The organism is Streptomyces aurantiacus JA 4570, assembly GCF_000414115.1.
Taxonomy (GTDB): domain Bacteria; phylum Actinomycetota; class Actinomycetes; order Streptomycetales; family Streptomycetaceae; genus Streptomyces; species Streptomyces aurantiacus_A.
The window spans coordinates 1-22,234 of sequence record NZ_AOPZ01000201.1; the positions used below are offsets into that span (position 1 = coordinate 1).

Annotated in this window: 26 protein-coding genes; 6 read left to right on the plus strand and 20 right to left on the minus strand. The window is 71.7% G+C overall.

The window, feature by feature from the left end:
* The 3 genes from STRAU_RS19855 to STRAU_RS43040 form a co-directional block, all read right to left on the minus strand.
* A partial coding sequence (locus STRAU_RS19855) for an SGNH/GDSL hydrolase family protein (RefSeq protein WP_037660602.1) occupies positions 1-647 on the minus strand: 647 nt, incomplete at its 3' end.
* A gap of 89 nt (positions 648-736) precedes the next feature.
* Positions 737-1,417 (minus strand): hypothetical protein, encoded by a 681-nt coding sequence (locus STRAU_RS19860; protein WP_016642161.1) that lies wholly within the window; start codon positions 1,415-1,417, stop codon positions 737-739.
* Positions 1,414-1,560 (minus strand): hypothetical protein, encoded by a 147-nt coding sequence (locus STRAU_RS43040; RefSeq protein ID WP_016642159.1) that lies wholly within the window; start codon positions 1,558-1,560, stop codon positions 1,414-1,416. Before STRAU_RS43040 ends, STRAU_RS19860 begins: the two co-directional genes overlap by 4 nt.
* A 199-nt stretch (positions 1,561-1,759) precedes the next feature.
* Between STRAU_RS43040 and dapA the strand changes: the two genes are divergently transcribed.
* Positions 1,760-2,731, plus strand: a complete 972-nt coding sequence (gene dapA / locus STRAU_RS19865) for a 4-hydroxy-tetrahydrodipicolinate synthase (protein ID WP_016642160.1) — start codon at positions 1,760-1,762, stop codon at positions 2,729-2,731.
* Here the strand turns inward: dapA and STRAU_RS19870 are convergent.
* The 5 genes from STRAU_RS19870 to STRAU_RS19890 all read right to left on the minus strand — a co-directional run bounded on the left by STRAU_RS19870 (position 2,692) and on the right by STRAU_RS19890 (position 7,777).
* Entirely contained in the window at positions 2,692-3,936 is a 1,245-nt protein-coding gene (locus STRAU_RS19870; protein ID WP_016642162.1) for a TolB-like translocation protein, read from the minus strand. The two genes, dapA and STRAU_RS19870, sit on opposite strands and share 40 nt — an antisense overlap.
* Positions 3,933-4,487 (minus strand): SigE family RNA polymerase sigma factor, encoded by a 555-nt coding sequence (locus STRAU_RS19875; protein WP_037660605.1) that lies wholly within the window; start codon positions 4,485-4,487, stop codon positions 3,933-3,935. Before STRAU_RS19875 ends, STRAU_RS19870 begins: the two co-directional genes overlap by 4 nt.
* Positions 4,488-4,647: 160 nt before the next feature.
* On the minus strand, positions 4,648-5,241 hold the full coding sequence (locus STRAU_RS19880) for a hypothetical protein (RefSeq protein WP_259299945.1): 594 nt from the start codon (positions 5,239-5,241) through the stop codon (positions 4,648-4,650).
* Positions 5,242-5,332: 91 nt separating this feature from the next.
* Positions 5,333-6,331 (minus strand): 2,3,4,5-tetrahydropyridine-2,6-dicarboxylate N-succinyltransferase, encoded by a 999-nt coding sequence (gene dapD / locus STRAU_RS19885; protein WP_016642165.1) that lies wholly within the window; start codon positions 6,329-6,331, stop codon positions 5,333-5,335.
* Between the two features lie 33 nt (positions 6,332-6,364).
* The gene (locus STRAU_RS19890) at positions 6,365-7,777 is read right to left on the minus strand and encodes an MFS transporter (protein ID WP_016642166.1); all 1,413 of its coding nucleotides are present in this window, start codon (positions 7,775-7,777) and stop codon (positions 6,365-6,367) included.
* A 125-nt stretch (positions 7,778-7,902) separates the two neighbouring features.
* Here STRAU_RS19890 and STRAU_RS19895 point away from each other — a divergent pair, with 125 nt between their 5' ends.
* Entirely contained in the window at positions 7,903-8,817 is a 915-nt protein-coding gene (locus STRAU_RS19895) for a winged helix-turn-helix transcriptional regulator (protein WP_016642167.1), read from the plus strand.
* Here STRAU_RS19895 and STRAU_RS19900 read toward each other — a convergent pair.
* From STRAU_RS19900 to STRAU_RS19945, 10 genes are all read right to left on the minus strand, one after another.
* Positions 8,789-9,346: a TetR/AcrR family transcriptional regulator gene (locus tag STRAU_RS19900; protein WP_016642168.1), complete on the minus strand. Its 558-nt coding sequence runs from the start codon at positions 9,344-9,346 to the stop codon at positions 8,789-8,791. The genes STRAU_RS19895 and STRAU_RS19900 overlap by 29 nt on opposite strands.
* On the minus strand, positions 9,346-9,684 hold the full coding sequence (locus tag STRAU_RS19905) for a DMT family transporter (RefSeq protein WP_078621357.1): 339 nt from the start codon (positions 9,682-9,684) through the stop codon (positions 9,346-9,348). The genes STRAU_RS19900 and STRAU_RS19905 overlap by 1 nt, the downstream gene beginning before the upstream one ends.
* A 117-nt stretch (positions 9,685-9,801) precedes the next feature.
* Positions 9,802-10,140: a metal-sulfur cluster assembly factor gene (locus STRAU_RS19910; protein ID WP_016642171.1), complete on the minus strand. Its 339-nt coding sequence runs from the start codon at positions 10,138-10,140 to the stop codon at positions 9,802-9,804.
* Positions 10,137-10,616, minus strand: coding sequence for a Fe-S cluster assembly sulfur transfer protein SufU (gene sufU, locus STRAU_RS19915; RefSeq protein WP_016642170.1), 480 nt, complete (start codon positions 10,614-10,616; stop codon positions 10,137-10,139). The genes STRAU_RS19910 and sufU overlap by 4 nt, the downstream gene beginning before the upstream one ends.
* A gap of 12 nt (positions 10,617-10,628) precedes the next feature.
* Positions 10,629-11,897, minus strand: a complete 1,269-nt coding sequence (locus STRAU_RS19920; RefSeq protein WP_052029173.1) for a cysteine desulfurase — start codon at positions 11,895-11,897, stop codon at positions 10,629-10,631.
* The gene (gene sufC / locus STRAU_RS19925) at positions 11,894-12,658 is read right to left on the minus strand and encodes a Fe-S cluster assembly ATPase SufC (RefSeq protein ID WP_016642173.1); all 765 of its coding nucleotides are present in this window, start codon (positions 12,656-12,658) and stop codon (positions 11,894-11,896) included. Before sufC ends, STRAU_RS19920 begins: the two co-directional genes overlap by 4 nt.
* Before the next feature lie 6 nt (positions 12,659-12,664).
* Positions 12,665-12,982, minus strand: coding sequence for a bifunctional 3-phenylpropionate/cinnamic acid dioxygenase ferredoxin subunit (locus STRAU_RS19930; RefSeq protein ID WP_016642174.1), 318 nt, complete (start codon positions 12,980-12,982; stop codon positions 12,665-12,667).
* Positions 12,982-14,163 carry a Fe-S cluster assembly protein SufD gene (gene sufD, locus STRAU_RS19935; RefSeq protein WP_016642175.1) on the minus strand — a complete coding sequence of 394 codons (1,182 nt, stop codon included), beginning with the start codon at positions 14,161-14,163 and terminating at the stop codon, positions 12,982-12,984. Before sufD ends, STRAU_RS19930 begins: the two co-directional genes overlap by 1 nt.
* A gap of 68 nt (positions 14,164-14,231) precedes the next feature.
* Entirely contained in the window at positions 14,232-15,653 is a 1,422-nt protein-coding gene (gene sufB, locus STRAU_RS19940; RefSeq protein WP_016642176.1) for a Fe-S cluster assembly protein SufB, read from the minus strand.
* A complete protein-coding gene (locus STRAU_RS19945) occupies positions 15,650-16,411 on the minus strand; it encodes a helix-turn-helix transcriptional regulator (protein WP_037660608.1) in 762 nt (253 codons plus the stop codon). The genes sufB and STRAU_RS19945 overlap by 4 nt, the downstream gene beginning before the upstream one ends.
* 160 nt (positions 16,412-16,571) lie before the next feature.
* On the opposite strand from STRAU_RS19945, the gene STRAU_RS19950 reads away from it, so the two are divergent.
* The 4 genes from STRAU_RS19950 to STRAU_RS19965 all read left to right on the plus strand — a co-directional run bounded on the left by STRAU_RS19950 (position 16,572) and on the right by STRAU_RS19965 (position 20,287).
* Entirely contained in the window at positions 16,572-17,375 is an 804-nt protein-coding gene (locus STRAU_RS19950; RefSeq protein WP_037660611.1) for an AAC(3) family N-acetyltransferase, read from the plus strand.
* A 107-nt stretch (positions 17,376-17,482) separates the two neighbouring features.
* Positions 17,483-18,409: an ABC transporter ATP-binding protein gene (locus STRAU_RS19955; protein WP_016642179.1), complete on the plus strand. Its 927-nt coding sequence runs from the start codon at positions 17,483-17,485 to the stop codon at positions 18,407-18,409.
* Positions 18,406-19,176 carry an ABC transporter permease gene (locus STRAU_RS19960; protein WP_016642180.1) on the plus strand — a complete coding sequence of 257 codons (771 nt, stop codon included), beginning with the start codon at positions 18,406-18,408 and terminating at the stop codon, positions 19,174-19,176. Before STRAU_RS19955 ends, STRAU_RS19960 begins: the two co-directional genes overlap by 4 nt.
* Before the next feature lie 88 nt (positions 19,177-19,264).
* Positions 19,265-20,287 carry a COX15/CtaA family protein gene (locus tag STRAU_RS19965; protein WP_078621359.1) on the plus strand — a complete coding sequence of 341 codons (1,023 nt, stop codon included), beginning with the start codon at positions 19,265-19,267 and terminating at the stop codon, positions 20,285-20,287.
* Between the two features lie 61 nt (positions 20,288-20,348).
* On the opposite strand, the gene STRAU_RS19970 is transcribed toward STRAU_RS19965, so the two are convergent.
* Positions 20,349-21,437, minus strand: coding sequence for an amidohydrolase family protein (locus STRAU_RS19970; protein ID WP_016642182.1), 1,089 nt, complete (start codon positions 21,435-21,437; stop codon positions 20,349-20,351).
* 100 nt (positions 21,438-21,537) lie between these two features.
* On the minus strand, positions 21,538-21,954 hold the full coding sequence (locus tag STRAU_RS19975) for a hypothetical protein (RefSeq protein WP_016642183.1): 417 nt from the start codon (positions 21,952-21,954) through the stop codon (positions 21,538-21,540).
* Positions 21,955-22,234: the final 280 nt, after the last annotated feature.

Consider the following 22,234-nt stretch of genomic DNA (forward strand, 5'->3'; position numbering starts at 1 on the left):
CCGCCGAGCGCCGACACCGGGGCGGGCGCGGGCAGCGGGCGCGCCCAGTCCGCGTAGCCGGTGAGGCCGAGCGCGTCGGCGACGCCGGCGGCGATGCGGGCGTGGCCGACCGGGCTCGCGTGCGTGCGGTCGCGGCTCCACAGCCGCGGGTCGGCGGTGAACCGCTGCGGGAACAGGTCGAGGACCAGGACGCCGTGCCGGTCGGCGGCGGCGCGGATGCGGGCGTTGAGGTCGATGACGCGGGGCTGGGCGCGGCGGGCCAGCGGGGCGATGCGGCCGATGTCGGGGAAGGTCACGGTGACCACGCGCGCGCCCGCCCCGGTGAGTTCGGCGAACATCTCCTCGACGGCACGCGCGGTGCGGGCCGCGTCGTAGCCGGGCCGGACCAGGTCGCCGACGCCCGCCACCACGGTCGCGAGGTCGGGCTTGAGCTCCAGGGCCGGGCCCAGCTGCTCGTCCCTGACCTGCTCCGCCAGGCGGCCGCGCACGGCCAGGTTGGCGTACGTGAAGTCGGGGTGCCCGACGGCGAGGATCTCCGCGAGCCGGTCGGCCCAGCCGCGGTAGCCCTGCCGTTCGTCGCCGTCGCCGAGGCCCTCGGTCTGGCTGTCTCCGACGGCGACGTAACGCTCGTACGGATGCGAGGTCATGGCCCGAGGGTCCTGCGCCCGCCCCGGCCCGTCAACGCGGCCTCGGAGACACGTGTCACACTCCGGCCATGCCCGCCCCGGCGGAGCGCCTAGTCCCGTTCACGAAGCCGACCCAACTGGCTCTGGAACCAGTCGAGCCGGGCCTGGAGCAGTGCCGCCTCGGCGGTCAGCTCGGGCAGGCCGAGGCCGGAGGCTGCGGGGTCGGAGGCGACGGGGTCGGCGGACACCGGCGGCTCCGCCACGACGCGCAGTCCTTCCCCGGCCACGGCCGCGAACCGGCCGAGGCTCACCACCGCCCGCCCGCCGCCGCGCCCGCACGTGCCGCAGACGCCTTCGAGGGCGCGCCAGCCCGGCCTGCCCCACCCGGCGTCCGCGAGGCGGGCCGCGGCCGCGCCGCAGCCGCAGGGCTGGACCGTCATCGAGCGCACCCGCTGGCGTGCGTACCGGAAGCCCTGCTCGAAGCGGATGTACGCGCCGAGCACCGTCACCTGGAGCAGCGCCGCCCTGCGGTGCTCGGCGGTGCACAACAGCCCTTCCGCCGCGGCGCGTTCGTGCACGCAGTGGAAGCCGCAGTCGCAGCGCCGGTTCGGTGCGCGGTGCCGTCTGCCGTAGGCGCAGCGGGCCTCGTCGAGCGCGCCGTACGGCAGCGAGCCGCCCAGTGAGACGCCGGTGAATCCGGCCCGGGTGCCGTCCTGGGACAGCATCGGGTGGGCGATCTTGTATCCGGTGGGCGGCTCCTCGGGGCGTTCCTCGGGAAGCCGGAACCTCATCGGCCCGCGGGCACCTCGACGGGTGGCGCCGCGAGCAACTCCTCGGCTTCCAGGGTCAGTTCGGGGTGGATCTCCTCGACTGCCGGGTGCTCCCCGGTGTTCTCCTCGGCGATTCCGGTGGCGACTGCCCTGCCCAGCCTCATGGTGCCTCCTGTGAACGACCGGTCGACGTCCGGACGCCCGCGCGCCCGGCTCCCGCCATGGTGACGCATTCCGGGGCGAGTTGGTACGGTCTCTGACCTGCTTCCCCGCCCTGCCCCCGCGCACGTTGTAGCAGTCCTGCGCACTACCTCGTAGCAGAATTAAGTGGAGCTTCATCACGGGCGCGTCGACACTGCCCTTATGACCGCAGCCTCCCCGCCCGGAAGGGCATCCGCGTCCGCCCCCTTCGGCCGCGCCCTGTGCGCGATGATCACGCCCTTCACGGCGTCCGGGGCCCTCGATCTCGACGGCGCGCAGCTCCTCGCCGACCGCCTGGTCGCGGACGGCTGCGAGGGCCTCGTCCTGTCCGGCACCACCGGGGAGTCCCCGACGACCTCGGACGCCGAGAAGGCGGCACTCGTGCACGCCGTCCGGGAGGCGGTCGGCGACCGGGCCACCGTCGTCGCGGGCGTCGGCAGCAACGACACGGCGCACGCCGCCGAACTCGCCCTGCAGGCCGAGAAGGCGGGCGCGGACGGCCTGCTCGTGGTCACGCCGTACTACAGCAAGCCGCCGCAGGACGCGGTCGAGGCGCACTTCCGCGCGGTCGCGGACGTGTCGGGCCTGCCGGTGCTGCTGTACGACATCCCGGGCCGCACCGGCACCCGCGTCGAGCCGGACACGATGCTGCGCCTCGCGGAACATCCGCGGATCGTGGGGGTCAAGGACTGCGCGTACGACCTGCTCGGCTCCGCCAAGGTGATGGCGCACTCGGACCTCGCGTACTACACGGGCTGCGACGAGTTCGTGCTTCCGCTGTACGCGCTCGGCGGCGCCGGGTACATCAGCACGGTCGCCAACGTCGCGCCGCGCACGCTGCGGGCGATCGTGGACGCGTTCGACGCGGGCGACACGGCGGGCGCGGCGCGCGGCCAGCGGCAGCTCACCGAACTCATCGAGCTGGTGATGGCCTCCGGTCTGCCCGGCACGGTCACGGCGAAGGCGCTGCTCAACGCGCTCGGCCTGCCCGCGGGCCCGGTCCGGGCACCCCTGCGGCCCGCCGACGAGGAGACCGTCGACGGGCTGCTGGCGGCGTATGAGGCGCTTGGCGGAGCGCTTCCCGCCGGGGCCGTTCAGCGTGTGGTGAGCATCGGGCTCCACAGCCGCTTGTAGCCCTCGGGCGACTTGCGGATGGCGGTCAGGGGCACGGCCTTCTCGCTGCCGACGGTGACGACGACGAGCCGCATGCCGAAGGCGTCGCCGGTGCACCGCGCGGGGTCGCAGGCCAACGCGACGAGCCGCTTGCTGTCGGCCCAGGCGAGCTGTTCCTGGCTGGGCACCCGCGCCACTTCCTTGCCGGTCCTCGGGTCACGGATCGCCGAGGTCCTGGCGTGGCTGTCGTCGGCGAGCAGCTTGCCGTCGGGCGAGAGTCCGGCCCGCGGCCAGCCCGTGTGCCGCTCGCCGGGCGGCGCCGGGGTCTTCGCGCCGCCGGGCGTGTACCAGTCGCGGTAGTTCGCGCCGCGGGGGCCCTCGTACACCATGACGAACAGCCGCGTGCCGTCCCTGTTCCAGTGCATGTCCTCGCGCGAGACGCCGGGGAAGTAGCCGTCCTTCTCCGCCCGGGGCTGCGGCAGCGGGCGGAACGGGCCGACCTCGCCGGACCCGGCGTCGATCACGAAGTAGCCGGTGCGGCTGGGGTGCGGCTGCGGTCCGCTGATCGCGTGGTCGCCGGGCCGGTCGATCAGCCGGTCCGGGTTCTTGCTGTACGCGGTGGCGAGCAGCCGCTTGCCGTCGGGCGACCACTCCACGGCGGCGACGGGGCGATCGGTCGTGATCCAGCGCGTCACCTCGCCCGTCCTCAGGTCGAGCATCCCGATGCGGCGTGCGGGCAGTTCGCCCTCCAGTACGGCGGCGGTGCGCATGCCGGGGGCGACGGCGACCCAGGCCCACTTGGCGTCGGCCTTCTCGTACTTCTTGGTCGCGGGGTTCAGCAGGAAGTATTGGCGGACGAGGAGGCTGTCGCCGTTCTTCTGCGGGATGTCGCGGCTGACGGCGTATCCGGCCATGCCGACGTTCCCGGCCGCGACGAAATCGCGGGGGACGGACTGGTCGGGGTGCGCGATGACGTCGCCGCCGTGGGTCCGGCCCGCCGGGCGCGGGTCGTCGCCTCCCGAGCCGTCGGAGCCGCCGGTGCCGAACGCGGTCACGCCCACCGCCGCGGCCACCACGGCCGCCGTGCCGAGGGCGGCCCCCGCGATCGCCCGGGTGCGGCGGCGCCGCCTGGCGGTGAGGACCCGGCCCGCGAGGTCGCCCCGCGGTCCGTCCTGCTCGGTGGCCTGTTCCTGGAGCGCCTCGCGCACCAGCTTGTCGACATTCACGGACGTACCTCCACAGGCGAGATGTCACGGGACGGCGAGGACTCGGCGGCGGCCGGGCCGAGCCCGGCCAGCTCGGGCGCGAGGGAGCGCAGGCGGGCCAGCGAGCGGTGCGTGGTGCTGCGGACGGTGCCGACGGAGCACCCGAGGATCCGGGCCACTTCGGCCTCCGGCAGGTCCTCGTAGTAGCGCAGGACGAGCACCGAGCGCTGGCGCGGAGTCAGCCGCGCGAGCGCCGCCCGCATGACCACCCGCAGCTCGGCGCCGCCCGCCGTGTCGGCGCCGGCGCGCTCGGGCGGCTCGGCCACGGCGACCTCGCGCCGCGGCCACTTCAGGCGCCACCTGCTGACCTGCTGCCGGTAGAGGATCCGGCGGACGTACGCCTCCGGGTCCTCGATCCTGTTCCACCGGCCCGCAGCCTTGACCAGCGCGTTCTGCAGCAGGTCCTCCGCCGCGTGCCGGTCGCCGCCGGTCAGCAGCACGGCCGTTCTCAGCAGTGCGGCGGACCGGCCCGCCACGAACTCCCGGAAGCGGTCCTGGCTTTCGGCATCCATCGTCACCTTCTCGTTCCCGCCGGGGGCCCGGCTGCCCTCGCGGCCTCTCTGCCTGTGGTGACGTGCGCGGGTGTGTGGCGCTATGCCTGGGCGGCGAAAACGATACGGCGGTGGCCCGCCCGGAACACCGGGGCGGGCCACCGCCGACATGAAGAGCGCGCTACGGCTTCGGGAATCCCCCCGCCTTGGTCCACTTCAGCGTGTCCCCGCCGCGCTTGAACGTGACCGACGTGCCGGACGCCGAGACGAGGGCCTTCTCCCAGCCGTCGAAGTCCTCGGTGAGGTGGCGGTCCCACTTCGTCAGGCGGCCGGTCGCGACGGCGGCGATGGACTCCGTCGGGGGCTCGCCGTCGGCGCAGTAGTGCCCGAAGTCGGCGATCGCGGCGACGGTGCCGGCCCTGGCCTTCAGCGTGATGCCCTGGCAGGCGTCGGTCTTGGCGCGGTACACGACGGCGGGCTTGGACCAGCCGCGCGCCCTGGGGCTGTAGTCCTGGACGTAGAGCCGCTTGTTCTTGAGGTAGTGCATGGCCACGCGGCGGCCGTCCGCGAGCTTCACCCGGGACTCGAAGGGGCTCGGGCTCCCGCTCCACGGGATGTCGCTGTGCCGGAGCTTGTACGTGTGACCGCCCGCGGCCCTCCGCTCCCCATCCACCCGCGCGGCCGCGTCCCGCCCGACGCTCTGCCCGCACCCCGCGAGCAGCACGACCACCGCGGCGGCCCCCGAGGCCACCGTGCGCACACCTGCCCTGTTCATGTCGATCTCCCCTCCGTTGCCGCGCAGCATACGCACGAAGGGCGCCCCTCCTCGCCGGAGGGGCGCCCTTGCGTACGCGATACGTTGCCGATCAGTTGTGGCTGTGCAGCACGTCGTTGAGGCCGCCCCAGACCGCGTTGTTCGGGCGGGCCTCGACGGCGCCGGTGACCGAGTTGCGGCGGAAGAGGATGTTCGAGGCACCGGACAGGTCACGGGCCTTGACGATCTCCCCGTCGGGCATCGTCACGCGCGTACCGGCCGTCACGTACAGGCCCGCCTCGACGACGCACTCGTCGCCGAGCGCGATGCCGACGCCCGCCTCGGCGCCGATGAGGCAGCGCTCGCCGATGACGATGCGGACGTTGCCGCCGCCGGACAGGGTGCCCATGGTGGAGGCGCCGCCGCCGATGTCCGAGCCGTCGCCGACGACGACACCGGCCGAGATGCGGCCCTCGACCATGGACGTGCCGAGCGTGCCCGCGTTGAAGTTCACGAAGCCCTCGTGCATCACGGTGGTGCCCTCGGCGAGGTGCGCGCCGAGGCGGACACGGTCGGCGTCGGCGATGCGGACGCCCTTCGGCGTGACGTAGTCCGTCATGCGCGGGAACTTGTCGACGGACGTCACGGCGAGGTGCAGGCCCTCGGCGCGGGCGTTGAGGCGGACCTTCTCGACGTCGTCGACGGCGACCGGGCCCAGCGAGGTCCAGGCGACGTTGGCGAGGAAGGCGAACTGGCCGTCGAGGTTCACGCCGTGCGGCTTGACCAGGCGGTGCGAGAGCAGGTGCAGGCGCAGGTAGACGTCGTGGGCGTCCAGCGGCTTGTCGTCCAGGGACGCGATGACCGTACGGACGGCGACGACCTCCACACCACGGCGGGCGTCGGCCCCGACGGCCTTCGCGGCGCCCTCGCCGAGCAGCTCCACGGCGCGCTCGGCGGTCAGCCGCTCACTGCCGGCCGGGCCCGGCTCGGCGACGAGCTCGGGCGCGGGGAACCAGGTGTCGAGCACGGTGCCGTCGGCGGCGACGGTGGCAAGCCCGGCGGCGACGGCGCCGGTCGTACGGGAAGTGTCAAGGGAAGGCGTCTCGGTCATGAGTGAAACCTAACCGGGCCGACCTCACAGAAGCTAACCGACCTGGCCCCTCGTCTCACGTCCCGGGCGGCACGCGCGAGCCCCGGCCCGCTCCCCACTGCGGCCAGCCCCGCCCCGCCCCTCGCTGGGGGCAGACCCCGCCCGCTCCTCGCTGTGGGCAGACCCCGCCCGCTCCTCGCTGTGGGCAGGCGTTCCGCACGGCGAGTGGGGTCTCCCCTGCTCGAGCGAAGCCGAGAGCTTGGGGAAGGGTAGGCACAGCGCCCCGGTGCCGGCCACCCCTGGTCGAAACATGTGCCCCGCCCCCAGAAGCAGCACCCCAGCCAGACCGGCCAGCATCGCACAAACAGGCCACAAAGCCCCCGGCGCAGCCGTGTACAGCGCCCCGCCCAACGGCGCGGAAAGCACCACCCCACTCACGGACACCCCCGAGTACAGACTCTGGAACCGCCCCTGCACATGCGCAGGGGCACTGTCGGCGACGTACGCCGTGGCGGGCGTCTTGTAAAGAATCTCCCCCGCGGTGAGCAGCGCCATCATCACGACAGCGGACCCCGCCCCGACCCCGAACGCCAGCACCCCATACCCCGCCCCCACCAACAGCACCCCACCCCCGATGATCCGCAACGGCCGCCGCCCCCGCAGCGCCAGCGTCACCGGAAGTTCGAGCAGCAGAATGAGCCCACCGTTGATCGCGAGGAGCCAGCCGTAGAACCCGGTACCGAGCCCGTGCCGACCGAGGTCCGTCGGCAGCGTCGAGTACTGCTGGCGATAGACGAGGTCGGTGACGAGGATCGCGCCGAGCAGCACCACCACGGCAGGACGCGCGCGCAACGCGGCGAACACCCCGGGCGCGTCCGGGGCCGGTGCGGAGGCGGGGACGACACCCCGCGCAGGCAGCACGCGCGCAGCGTACGCGGCGAAGACCAGCGTGCCGACCCCGTCCACGACGAACAGCACGCCGTACGAGAAGTGGGCGATGACCAGCGCCCCGAGCGGCGGCCCCACCGTGAACCCGGCGTTGCCCGCGAACCGCATCACCGCGAACCCCTGCCGCCGCGCCCCCTCCGGCACGGTCACCGCGACAAGCGCCCCGTTGGCGGCCCGCACGCACCCGCCCGCGTACTGGCTGAGCACCGGCACGACGTACAGCAGCGCCACCGGCAGCACGGGCAGCGCCAGCACCCCCGCGCCACTGATCACCGAGCCGGCCAACAGCACACGCCGGTGCCCGTACCGGTCCCCGAACCACCCGCCCGTGAAGTTGCCCGCGACCTGCCCCGCTCCGCCGAGGCCGCTGATGAGCCCGGCCTGCGCGACCGACAGGCCGCGCTCGTGCGTCAGGTAGACGAAGAAGTACACAAAGGTGAAGGCCACCACCATGTTGAAGAACTGACCCGCGGCGAGCAGCCACACGGTCCTCGGTACGTCGCGCAGCCCGCGCAGCATGCCACCCCCGGCGAAACAGTGGGCCAGTGAAGCACTGAACCAGTGAGTTCCTTTTGGGAACGGACTATGGCAGCATGCGAAGCTCCGGGTCAACGCCCCATCGGCCCGGGGAGAGTGTGAGGGACATGCCACGCCGTACGAGCCTCGGCGACGCCCACTGCGCCATCGCGCAGGCACTGGACGTCGTCGGCGACTGGTGGACGCTGCTGATCGTGCGGGACACGGCCCGCGGGGTGCACCGCTTCGACGAGCTCCAGGCCGAACTGGGCCTGTCCCGCAAGGTGCTGACCGAGCGCCTGCGCCTGCTGGTCGACGCGGACGTCCTGGCCCGGGTGCCGTACCAGGACCGCCCGCCGCGCCACGAGTACCGGCTCACGCCGCGGGGGCGGGCCCTGCTGCCGGTCCTGATCGCTCTTCAGGACTGGGGGGACACATGGGTGCTGGGAGAGGGAGAGATGACGGCGACGGCTCCGACGGAGACCTCACAGGAAGCGCGACGCGTGCACGAGCTGCTGGGCACGACGGTGCCCGAGCTGCGACTCCTCGCGGACGACGGCGAGTTGACGGACCCGGTGGCGACGGGGGCGGCCTCGGGCCCCGGCGACTCCCCGTTCACCGTCCTGTACTGCTTCCCGGGCGCCTACGCCCGCAAGGACGCCTACCCGCCCGGCTGGTCCGCGATCCCGGGCGCGCCCGGCTGCACCCTGGAGTCGTGCACGTACCGCGACCGGCTCGCGGAGTTCACGGCGGCGGGCGCGGCCGTGCGCGGCGTGTCCACCCAACGCCCCGACGAGCAGCGGGCGTTCGCCGCCAAGGAGGGCCTGCGCTTCCCGCTCCTGTCGGACGCGGAGCTCGCCCTGACGGCGGCCCTGCGCCTGCCGACGTTCCGCGCGGCGGGCGTGAGCCGCCTCAAGCGGCTGACCCTGGTCGTGGACGCGGACCGGGTCGTACGCGACGTGCAGTACCCGGTCACCGACGTCACGGCGAGCGTGGACGCGGCCCTGGCGGCGGTCAACCGCCTGCGGGGCGCGGGCAGTTGAGGAGCCGCGCGATCATCTCCCGCGCGTACGCCTCGTCGTAGGTGTCCCCGGCGACCAGCACCTGCAGACAGATGCCGTCCATCAGCGCACTGAGCCCGTGCGCGGTGGCGGCGTCGGCGCGCTCGGCGAGGATGTCGACGAGGCCGGAGCACCACTCGGCCGCGACCGGCTTCAGCGCGGGCCTGCGCAGGGCCGCCAGATACAGCTCGTACTCCAGCTCGACCCCCGTCCGGTCCCCCCCGAGCCACTCGCCGAGCAGCGCCGCCAGCTCACCGGCGAGGTCGACCTCCGGGTCCCGCAGCGCGGCACGGCTCCGCGCGACCTCGGCGAACCCCTCGTTGGTCTGCCGCAGGGCGGCCACCATCAACTCGTCGAGGGTCTTGAAGTGGTACGTCGTGGACCCGAGCGGCACATCGGCCGCGGCGGCGACGGACCGATGGCTGAGCCCCGCGATGCCCTTCTCCCCCACGACCCGGATCGCCGCGTCGATGATCCGCTGCCGTCTCTCGGGGTCGTACCGCCGCGCCATCAGTGGGCCCCGCCGAGGTTCAGGACGACGACGCCCGCGATGACGAGCACGATGCCCGAGATCTTGACCAGGCTCGCCGACTCCCCGAGGAACAGCATCCCGATCCCGGCGACCGCGGCGGTCCCTATCCCCGCCCAGATCGCGTAGGCGGTCCCCACCGACATCGTCTTCAGCGTCTGCGCGAGCAGCGTGAAGGCCAGCAGATACCCCGCCACGGTGAGCAGCGACGGCCACAGCCGGCTGAACCCCTCGCTGTACTTCATGGCCGTCGTCCCGGCCACCTCCGCCGCGATCGCCGCGGCCAGCAGTCCGTATCCCATGCGTACGAGTGTACACATCGATGTGTACGGGTGTACATAGTCACGGGCGGGCGCACGCGAAAGGGCCCGCACCGACCGGTGCGGGCCCTCAAGGGACGCCTCAGGTGCCGCGGCGGGCTCCCGAGCCAGAAGAAATCAGACGTTGAACCCCAGCGCCCGGAGCTGCTCGCGCCCATCGTCCGTGATCTTGTCCGGGCCCCACGGCGGCATCCAGACCCAGTTGATCCTGAGCTCGTTGACGATGCCTTCCGTCGCGGACTTCGCCTGGTCCTCGATGACGTCGGTCAGCGGGCAGGCCGCGGACGTGAGCGTCATGTCGATGGTGGCGATGTTGGCGTCGTCGATGTGGACGCCGTAGATCAGGCCCAGATTGACGACGTCGATGCCCAGCTCGGGGTCGACGACGTCGTACAGCGCCTCGCGGACCTCCTCCTCGGAGGCCGGCTTGGTGGTCAGCGTCTCGTTGTCGCTCATGCCGTCTTCCTTTCGGCCTCTGCGGCCTCGACGTCGGCGCCCAGTGCCTGCGCCGTCGCGTCCTTCCACGCCATCCAGCTCAGCAGAGCACACTTCACGCGCGCGGGGTACTTCGAGACCCCGGCGAACGCGACCGCGTCCTCCAGAACCTCCTCCATCGCGTCGTCCGGCTCCAGCTTGCCCTTGGACTGCATCAGCTCCAGGAACACGCCCTGGATCTTCTGCGCCTCGGCGAGGTCCTTGCCGACGAGCAGCTCGTTCAGGACGGAGGCACTGGCCTGGCTGATGGAGCAGCCCTGGCCCTCGTAGCTGACGTCCTCGATGCGCGAGCCGTCGTACTTCACGCGCAGCGTGATCTCGTCGCCGCACGTCGGGTTGACGTGGTGCACCTCGGCGTCGCCGTCGCGCAGACCGCGCCCGTGCGGATGCTTGTAGTGGTCCAGGATCACGTCCTGGTACATCGAATCCAGCTTCACGTCCCAGGCCCCTCAGCCGAAGAAGTTCCGTACGTGCTCCAGGCCCTCGACGAGTGTGTCGATCTCGCCGGGCGTGGAGTACAGATAGAACGACGCTCGCGTGGTCGCGGGAATTCCGTACCGCAGGCAGACGGGACGGGCGCAGTGGTGGCCGACCCGGACCGCGATGCCCTGCTCGTCGAGGACCTGGCCCACGTCGTGCGGGTGGATGTCGCCGAGCGTGAAGGAGATCGCGGCGCCGCGCTCCTCGGCCGTGGCCGGGCCGATGATCTTGAGGTCGGGGACCTCGAGGAAACGCTTGACCGCGTACTCGGTGATCGCGTGCTCGTGCTGGGCGATCTTGTCCATGCCGATCGAGGTGAGGTAGTCCACCGCCGCGCCGAGGCCCACGGCCTGCGCGACCGGCGGGGTGCCCGCCTCGAACTTGTGCGGCGCGGGGGCGTACGTCGACGAGTGCATCGAGACCGTCTCGATCATCTCGCCGCCGCCCAGGAACGGCGGCAGGTCCTCCAGGAGCTCCTGGCGGCCCCACAGCACGCCGATGCCCGTCGGACCGCACATCTTGTGGCCGGTGAAGGCCACGAAGTCGGCCTGCAGGGCCTGCACGTCCAGCGGCATGTGCGGCGCGGCCTGGGAGGCGTCGATCAGGACCAGGGCCCCGACCTCCTGGGCGCGGCGCACGATCGCCTCGACCGGGTTGACCGTGCCCAGGATGTTGGAGACCAGCACGAAGGAGACGATCTTCGTCTTCTCCGTGATGACCTCGTCGATGTTGGACAGGTCGAGCCGGCCGTCGTCGGTGAGGCCGAACCACTTCAGCTTCGCGCCCGTGCGCTGCGAGAGCAGCTGCCACGGCACGATGTTGGAGTGGTGCTCCATCTCCGTGATGACGATCTCGGTCTCGTGGTCCACGCGGTAGGGCTCGTCGGCCCAGCCCAGCATGTTGGCCACGAGGTTCAGCGACTCCGAGGCGTTCTTGGTGAAGATCACCTCGTCGCGGCTGGGCGCGTTGATGAACTCCGCGACCTTGTCACGGGCGCCCTCGTACAGCGCCGTGGCCTCCTCGGCGAGGACGTGCACGCCGCGGTGGACGTTGGCGTTGTGCTGCTCGTAGTACTCGCTGAGCACGTCGATGACCTGGCGCGGCGTCTGGGACGTCGCCGCGTTGTCCAGGTAGACGAGCTTCTTGCCGTCGTGGAGCGTGCGCTCCAGGATCGGGAAGTCCTTGCGGAGCGCCTCGGTGTCGAGGAGGCCGGTAAGCCCCTGGTGGGCCACAGTCACGCGGATGCGCCACCCTTCACGTAAGCCTCGTAGCCCTCGTTCTCCAGCTTGTCGGCGAGCTCGGCGCCGCCGGACTCGGCGATGCGGCCGTTCGCGAAGACGTGCACGAAGTCGGGCTTGATGTAGCGCAGGATGCGCGTGTAGTGCGTGATCAGGAGCGTGCCGACCTCACCCGTCTCGCGGATGCGGTTGACGCCCTCGGAGACCACGCGCAGGGCGTCGACGTCCAGGCCGGAGTCGGTCTCGTCGAGGATCGCGATCTTCGGCTTGAGGAGCTCCATCTGCAGGATCTCGTGGCGCTTCTTCTCACCGCCGGAGAAGCCCTCGTTGACGTTGCGCTCGGCGAAGGCCGGGTCCATCTGGAGCGCGGCCATCGACTCCTTGACCTCCTTCACCCAGGTGCGCAGCTTGGGAGCCTCGCCGCGGATCGCCGTCGCCGACGTGCGCAGGAAGTTGGAGACGGAGACGCCGGGGACCTCGACCGGATACTGCATGGCGAGGAACATGCCGGCGCGGGCGCGCTCGTCGACCTCCATCTCGAGGACGTCCTCGCCGTCGAGGGTGACGGTGCCCTGCGTGATCGTGTACTTGGGGTGGCCCGCGATGGAGTAGGCGAGGGTCGACTTGCCGGAGCCGTTCGGGCCCATGATGGCGTGCGTCTCGCCCTGCTTCACGGTCAGGTCGACACCTTTGAGGATTTCCTTGGTGCCGTTCTCGACCTCGACGGTGACGTGCAGGTCGCGGATTTCAAGCGTTGCCATGGTGCCTCAGGACTCCTGGGTGACGGAGACGAGCACATCGTCCCCTTCGATCTTTACGGGGTATACGGGGACGGGGCGCGTCGCGGGAAGGCCGGACGGCTTGCCGGTGCGGAGGTCGAAGCTGGAGCCGTGCAGCCAGCACTCGATCTGGCAGTCCTCCACCTCGCCCTCGGAGAGGGAGACGTTCGCGTGCGAGCAGATGTCATGGACCGCGAACACCTCGCCCTCGGTGTGGACGACCGAGACCGGCGTGCCGTCGAGTTCCACCCGCTTCGGGGTGTCCTCCTCCAGCTCGCTCAGGCCGCAGGCGCGTACGAATGTCATCAGACCGACGCCTCCAGCTCCTCGTCGATCTTCACGAGGAGGCGCTGCTCAATGTCGTCGACCTCGATCTGCTGGACCAGCTCGGCGAAGAAGCCGCGGACCACCAGTCGGCGGGCCTCGTCGGCGGGGATGCCGCGGGCCATCAGATAGAAGAGCTGCTCGTCGTCGAAGCGGCCGGTGGCGGAGGCGTGACCGGCGCCGACGATCTCGCCGGTCTCGATCTCCAGGTTCGGTACGGAGTCCACGCGGGCGCCGTCCGTGAGGACGAGGTTGCGGTTCATCTCGTACGTGTCCGTGCCCTCGGCCCTGGCCTCGATGAGGACGTCGCCGATCCAGACGGCGTGCGCCTGCTCGCCCTGCAGCGCGCCCTTGTAGACGACGTTGGACTTGCAGTGCGGGACGTTGTGGTCGACCAGGAGGCGGTGCTCCTGGTGCTGGCCGGCGTCCGTGAAGTACAGGCCGAACAGCTCGGCCTCGCCGCCGGTGCCCGCGTACGCCACCCGGGGGTGCAGCCGCACGAGGTCGCCGCCGAAGGTGACCACGAACGACTTGAAGGTGGCGTCCCGGCCGATCAGCGCGTTGTGCTGACCGACGTGGACGGCCTTGTCGTCCCAGTCCTGGACGGAGACGACGGTCAGCTTGGCGCCGTCGCCGAGGATGTAGTCGACGTTGGCCGCGAGCACCGCGTCGCCGGTGTGGTCGATCACCACGACGGCCTCGGCGAAGGCGCCCAGCTCGATGACCTGGTGGCCGTAGGCGACGCCGCCCTCGCCGTGCACGGCGATGCGGATCGGCTCGGTGAGCACCGTCTCCTTGGGCACGGTGACGACACCGGCCTTCTCGAAGGCGGAGTACGCCTGGGCGGCGACGCGGTCCACGGGGGCGCCCGCCTTGCCGAGCCGCGCGTCGTCACGGCCGACGGTCTCGACCACGACGCCCTCGGGGGCGTCGATGTCGATCTTCACGCCGTCGCCGGTGGCGACCGCGGTGCCGTCGTGCAGCCCGCGAAGGCGCTCCAGCGGCGTGAACCGCCACTCCTCCTCGCGGCCGTGCGGGACCGGGAAGTCCGCCACGTCGAAGGAGGGGGGCGCGCTCATGCGCGTGGCGACGGTCGACTCGGCGGCCACCGCGATCTGGCCGGCGGTCGTCGAACCAACCGGGATGTTCTGAGCCTCAGCCATGGCTGTCGGTCTGCTCTCTTCCTACGTACCTACGTCAAGAAATCTGGCGACTGCTAAGGAGGACGGGCTTAGCCGACCGCGCCTTCCATCTGCAGTTCGATCAGCCGGTTGAGCTCGAGGGCGTACTCCATGGGCAGCTCCTTCGCGATCGGCTCGACGAAGCCGCGCACGATCATCGCCATCGCCTCGAACTCGGTGAGGCCGCGGCTCATCAGGTAGAAGAGCTGGTCCTCGGAGACCTTGGAGACGGTCGCCTCGTGCCCCATGGACACGTCGTCCTCGCGGACGTCCACGTACGGATACGTGTCGGAGCGGGAGATGGTGTCGACGAGCAGCGCGTCGCACAGCACGTTGGACTTGGAGCCCGCGGCGCCCTCGCCGATCTCGACCAGGCCGCGGTACGACGTACGGCCGCCACCGCGGGCCACCGACTTCGACACGATGTTGGACGAGGTGTTCGGCGCCATGTGGACCATCTTGGAACCGGCGTCCTGGTGCTGGCCCTCGCCCGCGAAGGCGATGGACAGCGTCTCGCCCTTGGCGTGCTCACCCATCAGGTAGACGGCGGGGTACTTCATCGTCACCTTGGAGCCGATGTTGCCGTCGATCCACTCCATGGTCGCGCCCTCGTACGCCACGGCGCGCTTGGTGACCAGGTTGTAGACGTTGTTCGACCAGTTCTGGATGGTCGTGTAGCGGCAGCGGGCGCCCTTCTTGACGATGATCTCGACCACCGCGGAGTGCAGGGAGTCCGACTTGTAGATCGGCGCGGTGCAGCCCTCGACGTAGTGGACGTAGGCGTCCTCGTCGACGATGATCAGCGTCCGCTCGAACTGGCCCATGTTCTCCGTGTTGATGCGGAAGTAGGCCTGGAGCGGGATCTCGACGTGCACGCCCTTCGGCACGTAGATGAAGGAGCCGCCGGACCACACGGCGGAGTTCAGCGACGCGAACTTGTTGTCGCCGACCGGGATGACCGTGCCGAAGTACTCCTTGAAGAGCTCCGGGTGCTCCTTCAGGGCCGTGTCGGTGTCCAGGAAGATGACGCCCTGCTCCTCCAGGTCCTCGCGGATCTGGTGGTAGACGACCTCGGACTCGTACTGCGCGGCGACACCGGCGACGAGGCGCTGCTTCTCCGCCTCGGGGATGCCGAGCTTGTCGTACGTGTTCTTGATGTCCTCGGGCAGGTCCTCCCAGGACTCCGCCTGCTTCTCCGTGGAGCGCACGAAGTACTTGATGTTGTCGAAGTCGATGCCGGAGAGGTCCGAGCCCCAGTTCGGCATGGGCTTCTTCTCGAACAGGCGCAGGCCCTTGAGACGGAGCTTGGTCATCCACTCCGGCTCGTTCTTCTTGGCGGAGATGTCCCGGACGACGTCCTCGTCGATGCCGCGCTTGGCAGAGGCACCGGCCGTGTCGGAGTCGGCCCAGCCGTATTCGTACTTACCCAGACCCTCGAGTTCGGGGTGGGCAGTCTCCGTGGGGAGAGTCATGCGGGGTTCCTCCCGGCCGTGCTTGCAGAAGTGTTGGCAGTGTTCTCAGTGTCTTCAGCGGGCTGCGGTGCCGCCTTGGGGATGTACGTCGTGCAGACGCCGTCCCCGTGGGCGATGGTGGCCAGGCGCTGGACGTGCGTCCCGAGCAGCGCGGAGAAGATCTCCGTCTCCGCCTCGCAGAGCTGCGGATACTGCTCCGCGACGTGGGCGACCGGGCAGTGGTGCTGGCAGAGCTGCTCGCCCACCGGCGCGCTGCGCGCCGTAGCAGCGTACCCGTCGGCGGTCAACGCCTTCGCCAGGGCGTCGGTGCGCTGCTCCGGGGGCGCCGCCTCGATCGCCGCGCGGTAGACCTCGGCCTGTTCGGCGATGCGGGCGCGGGCGAATTCGGCGACCGCCGCCTCGCCGTGCGTCTGCTCGATCCAGCGCATGGCGTCGGCCGCGAGCTTGTCGTAGGACTGGTCGAAGGCGTCTCGGCCGCAGTCCGTCAGGGCGAAGACCTTGGCCGGGCGGCCTCGGGTCCGGGCGCCGTAGACACGCTTCTCGCGGCCCTCGACCACATTTTCGTGCACGAGGGCGTCCAGATGGCGGCGGACGGCTGCCTGGGTCAGGCCGAGCCTGCCCGCCAGGTCCGCCACGGTGGACGGGCCGTGGTCCAGGATGGAGCGCGCGACCCGGTTGCGTGTGGACCGCTCCCCGGTCGCGAGCTCTTCCTGAGGGGCCCCCGTGGGGGTCTCCCGAGCCTCGCCAACGTTTTTCACAACGCCATTGTTGCGTAATTCCTCAGAGCCTGACAAGCCGCGTCCGGATCACTGTTCGGTGCCGTGCATCACTTAGGTAAACCTAAGCTGACCTGCGGAAACGATCTTTGATCGATCAATTCGGTGGCGCGTTCGGGCCCCTCCGGGAAGACTCCCGATCATGCCGACACCCCCTCCCACCGGCCCTTTGTGCACTCGCGACTCCCTCGCGGAGGAATTGCGCGCCCTCGGTGTGTGCCGCGGCGACACCCTCCTCGCGCACACCTCCCTCAGCTCCCTCGGCTGGGTCAGCGGCGGCGCCGAAGCGGTCGTGCTCGCGCTGTTCGACTGTCTGGGTGACGAGGGGACCCTGGTGGTGCCCGCGCAGTCCGGCGACAACTCGGATCCTTCCGAGTGGGAGAACCCTCCCGTCCCCGCCGCCTGGTGGCCCGCCATCCGCGCCACGATGCCCGCGTACGACCCGCGCACCGCCCGCACCCGCGGCGTCGGCGTCGTCCCGGAGACCGTGCGCACCTGGCCCGGCGCCGTCCGCAGCGCCCACCCGCAGACGTCGTTCGCGGCCGTCGGCCCCCGCGCCGACGCCCTCATGGACGGCCACGCGCTGGACTGCCGGCTCGGCGAGCGCAGCCCGCTGGCCCGGCTCGAACGGGCCGGGGCACGGGTGCTGCTCCTGGGCGCGGGCTTCGGCTCCTGCACGGCCTTCCATCTGGCGGAGTACCGCCTTCCGGCGCCGCTCACCGAGAACTCCTTCGCCGTCATGACCGACGAGGGCCGCCGCTGGACGACGGTGCGCGAGCCCTCCATCTCCGACGACCGCTTCGACGAGCTGGGGGCGGACTACGAGCGGGAGCGGCCGGTGGCGCGCGGCACGGTGGGGGCGGCGACGGCCCGCCTGTTCCCGCTGGCGGAGGCGGTGGCGTACGCGGAGGGGTGGCTGGCGGAGCATCGGCCTCGTACGGGCTGAGGCGTCGCTGTCGTACGGGCCGAGACGTCGGTCCCGTACGAGGACCGGGGGCCACGGGTCAAGGCCCGCTGGCCGGGGGCCCCGCCACCCTCTCTAGACTTCCCGGCATGGGAAATGAGTCCGTCGTCCAGGCCGTGGGTCTGGTCAAGCGGTACGGGACAAAGACCGCGGTGGACGGCCTCGACCTGGAAGTCCGCGCGGGCGCCGTCACCGCCGTCCTCGGCCCCAACGGCGCCGGCAAGACCACCACCATCGAGACCTGCGAGGGCTACCGCAGGCCGGACGCCGGCGAGGTCCGCGTCCTCGGCCTGGACCCGGTCCGGCAGGCCGCCGCGCTGCGGCCCCGCATCGGCGTGATGCTCCAGTCCGGCGGCGTCTACTCCGGCGCCCGCGCCGACGAGATGCTGCGGCACGTCGCGAAGCTGCACGCGCACCCCCTCGACGTCGGCGCCCTCATCGAACGCCTGGGCCTCGACTCCTGCGGCCGCACCACCTACCGGCGCCTCTCCGGCGGCCAGCAGCAGCGTCTCGCGCTCGCCCTCGCCGTCGTCGGCCGGCCCGAACTGGTCTTCCTCGACGAGCCGACCGCCGGCCTCGACCCGCAGGCCCGCCGGGCCACCTGGAACCTCGTACGCGATCTGCGCCGCGACGGCGTCTCCGTGATCCTCACCACGCACCACATGGACGAGGCCGAAGAACTCGCCGACGACGTCGCGATCATCGACGCCGGCAAGGTCATCGCCCAGGGCAGCCCCGAGGAGCTGTGCCGCGGCGGCGCCGAGAACACCCTGCGCTTCACCGGCCGCCCCGGCCTCGACGTCGGCTCCCTCCTCAAGGCCCTGCCCCCGGACTCCGCCGCCGCCGAACTCACCCCCGGCGCCTACCGCGTCAGCGGCACCGTCGACCCCCAGCTGCTCGCCACCGTCACCTCCTGGTGCGCCCAGCACGGCGTCATGCCGGACCGGATCTCGGTCGAACGCCACACACTCGAAGACGTGTTCTTGGAGCTCACTGGTAAGGAGCTGCGCGGATGAGCGCCGCCGGTACGTACGCGCCGAAGCCGGGCGCCGCCCCGCTCCCCCGCATGATCGCCGCGCAGGCCGCGCTCGAGACCAAGATGCTGCTGCGCAACGGCGAACAGCTGCTGCTCACCGTCGTCATCCCCACCCTCCTGCTCGTCCTGTTCAGCGCGGTCGACATCGTCGACACGGGTGCGGGCGAGGCGGTGGACTTCCTCACGCCGGGCGTCCTCGCCCTCGCCGTGATGTCGACGGCCTTCACCGGGCAGGCCATCGCGACGGGCTTCGAGCGGCGGTACGGCGTGCTCAAGCGGCTCGGCGTCTCGCCGCTGCCGCGCTGGGGCCTGATGGCCGCCAAGACGCTGTCGGTGCTCGTCACCGAGGTGCTCCAGATCGTGCTGCTCACGGCCATCGCCTTCGCGCTCGGCTGGTCGCCCCACGGCAACCCGTTCGCGGTGCTGCTGCTCCTGGTCCTCGGTACGGCCGCCTTCTCCGGGCTCGGCCTGCTGATGGCCGGCACCCTCAAGGCGGAGGCGACGCTGGCCGCCGCCAACCTCGTCTTCCTGCTCCTGCTGGTCGGCGGCGGCGTCATCGTGCCGCTCGACAAGTTCCCCGGTGGCGTCGAGGCCGCGCTCGGCCTGCTGCCGATCTCGGCGCTCTCGGACGGCCTGCGGGACGTCCTGCAGCACGGGGCGTCGATGCCGTGGGGGAACCTCGGAATCCTCGCCGTGTGGGCGGTCGTTGGACTCGGCGCGGCGGCGCGGTTCTTCCGCTGGGAGTAGCCGGGCGTGCCCGCGACGGGAGTAACCGCCGTCACAGAAGCACCGGATACGTCCCCCTCGTGAAGCCGTGCACAAGCGCACCCCTACGATGGTGCGCGTGCCAAACGTGACCCGGGCCGACGTGGCTCAAGCAGCGCGCAATCCGCTCGCCTACATCGCGGAACGCTGGACTCCGACCGAACGGACCGTCCAGCGCGCGGTGCTCGCCTCGCTCGTGATGACGTGCGTCATCGTGGTCACCGGCGGCGCCGTCCGCCTGACCGGCTCCGGCCTTGGCTGCCCGACCTGGCCCAAGTGCACCGACGAGTCCCTCACCGCGACCAGCGAGATGGGCTTCCACGGGGTCATCGAGTTCGGCAACCGCATGCTGACGTACGTGCTCTGTGCCGTCATCGGCTGGGCCATCATCGCCGTGCGCTCGCAGAAGCCGTGGCGGCGGAGCCTGACCCGCTACGGCTGGGCCCAGTTCTGGCTCGTCATGGGCAACTCGGTGCTCGGCGGCATCGTCGTGCTCGTCGGCCTCAACCCGTACACGGTGGCGGCGCACTTCCTGCTGTCCTCCGCCCTGATCGCGGTCGCCACCGCCATGTGGCAGCGCACCCGGGAGGGCGACGCGGATCCGCGTCCGCTCGTCGGCAAGGCCGTCGCCCAGCTGGTGTGGGTGCTGACCGGCGTCACGGTGCTGCTCATCGCGATCGGCACGGTCGTGACCGGCGCGGGGCCGCACGCGGGCGACTCCAGCGACGTACCGCGCATGAACGTGGGCGCGGTGGGCCTGGACTGGGAGGGCGTCACCAAGCTGCACGCCGTCCTGGCGTGGATCGTGGTGACGCTGACGTTCGCGCTGTGGTTCGTCCTGAAGGCGGTCGACGCCCCGCGCGGCCCGCTGGCCCGCACCCGCGACCTGTTCCTGATCCTGCTGCTCCAGGGCGGGATCGGCTACGTCCAGTACTTCACCGACCTGCCCGAGGTCCTGGTGGCCGCCCACATGCTCGGCTCGTGCCTGGTGTGGATCGGCGTGCTGCGGGTGGTGCTGTCGCTGCGGGAGCGCCCGCAGCCCAAGGCGGAGATGCCCACGCAGGTGGACGACTCACAGCTGTCGTCGGTCTGACCTCACCAGTCGCCGGTCTGACCTCGCCTGTCGTCGGCCCCGTCACACCTGCCCTCGGCCGTCAGTCCTCCGCCAGCCCATAGACCCGCCGCGCGTTCCCCGCCGCGATCAGCCCCGCCACCCGCTGCGCGTCCGCCAGCGACCACGCGCCCTCGGCCACCCAGGTGCCGAGCACCCGCCCCAGCGCCTCCCGGAACAAGTGCGCGCCCACCACGTGCAGTTCGGGCAGCCCCTGGGCGCCGCTGGAGAACAGCAGCTTGCCGAACGGCGCGAGTTCCAGGATCTCCGCCAGCACGGCCGCCGCCCGCGCCCCGGTCCGTACGAGCGCGGGGCCCAAGTCGGCGTACACATGCGGGAAGGCGCCCGCGAGGTGGGCCGCGGCGCGGTGGTGCGGGTAGCCGTGCAGCAGCACGAGGTCGGTGCCGAGTCCGGCCGTGGACCGGGCGAAGTCGCCGAAGGAGCGCTGCGGGTCGGCGGCGCCGGTGTGCAGTTGCAGGGGCAGACCGGAGGCCACGGCGATCCACAGCAGGTGCCGCAGCAGCACCGGGTCGGCGAGTTCGCCGCCCACCTGCCGCCCGGCGAGCCACCGCCCCGCCGCCCCGCGCACCTCCCCCGGCCCCGGCGGTTCGGCGGCGAGCGCGCGGCGGTGGCGCACCCCGGCGACCGAGGTGAAGGCGACGGCTCCGTTCGCGGCACCGTGCACGGACTCGGCGAGATTGGCGAGGAAGGAGTCCACGGTGCCGGAGGTGTCGGCGACCTGCTCGGCCAGTAATTCCAGGCGGACGATCTCGTGGGCCTCGGCGGCGCCGGTCGTCGCCAGTTCGCCGGGTCCGGTCAGGTCGCCCGGCAGTCCGGTGTCGACGAGGTACGTCGTGATCCCGCTGCCCCGCAGCAGTCGCCGCCCGGCCTCAAGGACGCCCAGCTCGCGGCGGCGCGCCAGATAGCGGGCGGGCGGGCAGTGCGGTTCGAGGCCGAGCAGCGGCGGGCACCAGCGGCGGACGGCGAAGCCGGTCTGGGTGTCGAAGAAGGTGGTGCCGGGGGCGGGCGGGCCCTCGCCCCGGCCGAGGTGGGCCTCGAAGGTGCCGAGTCCCAGCTCCGTGCGCAGGACGCCGTGGCAGTGCTGGTCGACCAGGGACGGCGTTTCGATCATCCTGGCTCCCATGCGTGGACCGTGTTCTTACGGTCCTAACGGGTGACCCCGGTGTCAGGTGTTGCTCACCGTGTCACTCCGTGCCCGCCCCGCGCGTGTCTCAAGCGCCCGCCGGGCCGCCGATCTGGATGCCCGCCATGCGCTTCCACTCGTACGGTCCGGTCTTCACCTTGGCCGCGAAGTCGCCGTCGAAGTCCTCGTGGACGGTGATCCCGGCCTTCTCCACGGCGTCCTTCGCGATCGCCTGGCTCGGTGCGACGAGGTCGCCCCAGCCGCCGTCGTCGCCGACGAGGACGATCCGCGCGCCGCGCTCGCCGATGTACGCGACCTGTCCCTCCGCGCCACCGTGCGCCCGCGCGAACGCGGTGATCTGCTTGGCCAGCTTGGCGGCCGTGCGCTCGGCACGGGCGGCTTCCTTGGCCGCCTTCGCCGCCTTGGCCCCGTCGGCCGTGTGCGCGCCGTCCGCCCCGCCCGCGCCGGGGCCGTCCTGCTCCGTCACCTGCTCCGTGTCTGCCATGGCACAGGATGCTACCGACGGGTAGATCGTTCGGCGACGCCCGGGTGGCGTGGTCTCGGCCACGGTTCGCCCGGGGCCCGCGCGGCCGTTCCGCCCTGCGCCGCCCCGTGGTAGGACCAGGGGGCATGACCGGTCTGCTGCTCGGCGAGGTGTTCCGGTCCGCCGCCCGCGCCGTCCCGCACCGCACGGCCGCGGTGCTCGGCGAGCGCGCGCTCACCTTCGCGGAGCTGGACGCGGCGGCCGACCGGGCCGCCCGGTTCCTGGCCGCCCACGGCGTGCG

Bases quoted from the DNA above. Each gene is read 5' to 3' on its own strand.
- STRAU_RS19860 (WP_016642161.1), bottom strand. From the start codon at position 1,417: ATGAGGTTCCGGCTTCCCGAGGAACGCCCCGAGGAGCCGCCCACCGGA.
- STRAU_RS43040 (WP_016642159.1), bottom strand. From the start codon at position 1,560: ATGAGGCTGGGCAGGGCAGTCGCCACCGGAATCGCCGAGGAGAACACC.
- dapA (WP_016642160.1), top strand. From the start codon at position 1,760: ATGACCGCAGCCTCCCCGCCCGGAAGGGCATCCGCGTCCGCCCCCTTC.
- STRAU_RS19875 (WP_037660605.1), bottom strand. From the start codon at position 4,487: ATGGATGCCGAAAGCCAGGACCGCTTCCGGGAGTTCGTGGCGGGCCGG.
- STRAU_RS19880 (WP_259299945.1), bottom strand. From the start codon at position 5,241: ATGAACAGGGCAGGTGTGCGCACGGTGGCCTCGGGGGCCGCCGCGGTG.
- dapD (WP_016642165.1), bottom strand. From the start codon at position 6,331: ATGACCGAGACGCCTTCCCTTGACACTTCCCGTACGACCGGCGCCGTC.
- STRAU_RS19890 (WP_016642166.1), bottom strand. From the start codon at position 7,777: ATGCTGCGCGGGCTGCGCGACGTACCGAGGACCGTGTGGCTGCTCGCC.
- STRAU_RS19895 (WP_016642167.1), top strand. From the start codon at position 7,903: ATGCCACGCCGTACGAGCCTCGGCGACGCCCACTGCGCCATCGCGCAG.
- STRAU_RS19900 (WP_016642168.1), bottom strand. From the start codon at position 9,346: ATGGCGCGGCGGTACGACCCCGAGAGACGGCAGCGGATCATCGACGCG.
- STRAU_RS19905 (WP_078621357.1), bottom strand. From the start codon at position 9,684: ATGTGTACACTCGTACGCATGGGATACGGACTGCTGGCCGCGGCGATC.
- STRAU_RS19910 (WP_016642171.1), bottom strand. From the start codon at position 10,140: ATGAGCGACAACGAGACGCTGACCACCAAGCCGGCCTCCGAGGAGGAG.
- sufC (WP_016642173.1), bottom strand. From the start codon at position 12,658: ATGGCAACGCTTGAAATCCGCGACCTGCACGTCACCGTCGAGGTCGAG.
- STRAU_RS19930 (WP_016642174.1), bottom strand. From the start codon at position 12,982: ATGACATTCGTACGCGCCTGCGGCCTGAGCGAGCTGGAGGAGGACACC.
- sufD (WP_016642175.1), bottom strand. From the start codon at position 14,163: ATGGCTGAGGCTCAGAACATCCCGGTTGGTTCGACGACCGCCGGCCAG.
- sufB (WP_016642176.1), bottom strand. From the start codon at position 15,653: ATGACTCTCCCCACGGAGACTGCCCACCCCGAACTCGAGGGTCTGGGT.
- STRAU_RS19950 (WP_037660611.1), top strand. From the start codon at position 16,572: ATGCCGACACCCCCTCCCACCGGCCCTTTGTGCACTCGCGACTCCCTC.
- STRAU_RS19955 (WP_016642179.1), top strand. From the start codon at position 17,483: ATGGGAAATGAGTCCGTCGTCCAGGCCGTGGGTCTGGTCAAGCGGTAC.
- STRAU_RS19960 (WP_016642180.1), top strand. From the start codon at position 18,406: ATGAGCGCCGCCGGTACGTACGCGCCGAAGCCGGGCGCCGCCCCGCTC.
- STRAU_RS19965 (WP_078621359.1), top strand. From the start codon at position 19,265: ATGGTGCGCGTGCCAAACGTGACCCGGGCCGACGTGGCTCAAGCAGCG.
- STRAU_RS19970 (WP_016642182.1), bottom strand. From the start codon at position 21,437: ATGATCGAAACGCCGTCCCTGGTCGACCAGCACTGCCACGGCGTCCTG.
- STRAU_RS19975 (WP_016642183.1), bottom strand. From the start codon at position 21,954: ATGGCAGACACGGAGCAGGTGACGGAGCAGGACGGCCCCGGCGCGGGC.